The sequence below is a fragment of the Agromyces humi genome (genome assembly GCF_009720255.1).
In the GTDB taxonomy this organism is placed as follows: domain Bacteria; phylum Actinomycetota; class Actinomycetes; order Actinomycetales; family Microbacteriaceae; genus Agromyces; species Agromyces humi.
The window spans coordinates 1-2,234 of record NZ_WJSP02000503.1; the positions used below are offsets into that span (position 1 = coordinate 1).

The 2,234-nt window shown below is 71.7% G+C and carries 4 protein-coding genes; all 4 read right to left on the reverse strand.

The features are described 5' to 3' along the window. Window positions 1–259 (reverse strand): aldolase/citrate lyase family protein (locus tag GH736_RS21470; protein WP_235934607.1); only part of this gene is annotated, 259 nt, incomplete at its 3' end. Beyond that, window positions 256–810 (reverse strand): MaoC family dehydratase, encoded by a 555-nt coding sequence (locus GH736_RS21475; RefSeq protein ID WP_159606925.1) that lies wholly within the window; start codon window positions 808–810, stop codon window positions 256–258. The genes GH736_RS21470 and GH736_RS21475, both read right to left, overlap by 4 nt. A 9-nt stretch (window positions 811–819) precedes the next feature. Beyond that, complete coding sequence (locus tag GH736_RS21480) at window positions 820–1,980, reverse strand: acyl-CoA dehydrogenase family protein (RefSeq protein WP_235934609.1); 1,161 nt, start codon at window positions 1,978–1,980, stop codon at window positions 820–822. An 8-nt stretch (window positions 1,981–1,988) separates the two neighbouring features. Continuing rightward, a partial coding sequence (locus tag GH736_RS21485) for an acetyl-CoA carboxylase biotin carboxyl carrier protein subunit (protein ID WP_162529590.1) occupies window positions 1,989–2,234 on the reverse strand: 246 nt, incomplete at its 5' end.

Here is a 2,234-nt window from a genome sequence, read left to right on the forward strand (position 1 = left end):
ACGCCGTCGCGGCGGGCGCGGCGAGGTCGTCGCCGAAGTGGGGGCTCGACGCCGGGTTGAGCCGCACGATGACCCGCTCGGGGTCGAGCGTCGAGGCGACGAGCGCGTCGCGCGCCGCCCGCTTCGCGTCCTCGGCGACGGCGTCCTCCAGGTCGAGGATGACCGCGTCGGCCCTCTCGGCGGCCTTCTCGTAGCGGTCCGGCCGGTCGGCCGGGCAGAAGAGCAGGGCCGGGCCGAAGCGGAACGCCGGATGCGTCATCCGCGGGTCTCCCCCGCTGCGGAGGGCGAGGCGCCGCGATCGGCTCGGCCCGCGGACGACTGCCGCTCCCCCGCGTCGCGCGTCCACACCAGCATGGTGCGCGACGCGGTCGCCACGACGACGCCGTCCTGGTTGCGCGCCGTGTGCTCGAGCACCACGACACCCTGGCCGGGCCGGGACGCCGACTCGCGCTTGGATGCGACGACGCTCTCGCCGTACAGCGTGTCGCCGACGAACACGGGAGCGGGGAACGCGACCGCGCCGAAGCCGAGGTTCGCGACGAGGGTGCCCTGGGTGAGCTGGCCCACCGACTGCCCCACCAGCGTGGAGAGGGTGAACAGCGAGTTGACGAGCCGCTGGCCGAACGGCTGCTCGGCCGACCAGGCCGCGTCGAGGTGCAGCGGCTGCGGGTTCATCGTCAACGTCGTGAACAGCACGTTGTCGGCTTCGGTCACGGTGCGTCCGGGGCGGTGCAGGTAGCGCACGCCCTCCTCGAACTCCTCGAACCAGAGTCCGCGCTGCACCACCTCGCGCATCGGGGCATCCGTCATGGCGACCTCCTAGCCGATGCCCAGCTCGCGTGCGATGACCATGAGCTGCACCTCGTTCGTGCCCTCGCCGATCTCGAGGATCTTCGAGTCACGGTAGTGCCTCGCCACGAGGCTCTCGTTCATGAAGCCCATGCCGCCGAAGACCTGGGTGGCATCGCGGGAGTTGAGCATGGCCGCGTCGCTCGAGACGAGCTTGGCCATCGCGGCCTCCTTCTTGAACGGGCGGCCGGCGTCGAGGCGCCGGGCGGCGTCCTGCCAGGCGAGGCGGGCGGTGTAGACGCGGGCCTGCATCTGGGCGATGGTGAACGCGACGTACTGGTGCGACGCGATCGGCACGCCGAAGACGTTGCGGGTCTTCGCGTAGCTGAGCGCCTCGTCGAGGCAGCCCTGCGCGACACCGGTCGCGAGCGCCGCGATCGCGATGCGGCCCTCGTCGAGCGTGCGGAGGAAGTTGGCGAAGCCGCGGCCGCGTTCCCCGAGCAGGTTGGAGGCGGGGACGCGCACGTCGTCGAACGTGAGCGGGTGGGTGTCCGATGCGCGCCAACCCGACTTGTCGTAGCCGGGTGCGACGGTGAAGCCGGGAGTGCCGTTCGGCACGATGATCGTCGACAGCTCCTTCGAGACCGAGCCGTCGGGGCGCGTCCGCTCGCCCGTCACGGCGGTGACGGTGACGAACCTGGTGATCGGCGTGCCCGAGTTGGTGATGAACTGCTTCGAGCCGTTGATGACCCACTCGTCGCCGTCGAGCACGGCCGTCGTGCGGGTCGCTCCGGCGTCGGATCCGGCCTCGGACTCGGTCAGGCCGAAGCCGCCGAGCGCGCGCCCGGCGACGAGGTCGGGCAGGTACTCGGCCTTCTGCTCCTCGGTGCCGTGCCGGTAGATCGGCATGGCGCCCAGGCCCACGGCGGCCTCGAGGGTGATCGCGATCGACTGGTCGACGCGGGCGAGGGCCTCGATCGCGAGGCAGAGCGCCATGTAGTCGCCGCCCTGGCCGCCGACCTCCTCGGGGAACGGGAGGCCGAAGAGGCCGAGCTCGCCCATCTGGGCGACGACGTCCATCGACAGGGTGTGGGTGCGGTCGGCTTCGTAGGACTGCGGGGCGACCACCGTGTCCGCGAACTCGCAGACCATGTCGTAGAGCTGCTGTTCCTCGTCGGTCAGGTCGTGCATGGGATTCCTCATTCCTGGTGGGATGCGACGGGAGCGGTGCCCTCGTGGGGGCCGCTCGAAGGCGTGGGGTCGGATGCCGCGTGGTGCGGCTCGATGCGGGCGACGACCTGGTCGCGCGAGACGAGGTCGCCCGTCGCTGCGGCGAGCCGGACGACACCGCCGAGGGTGGCCAGCACGCGGTGCTCCATCTTCATGGCCTCGATCGCGACGACGGCGTCGCCCGGCTCGACGGTGGCGCCATCGGCGACGAGCAC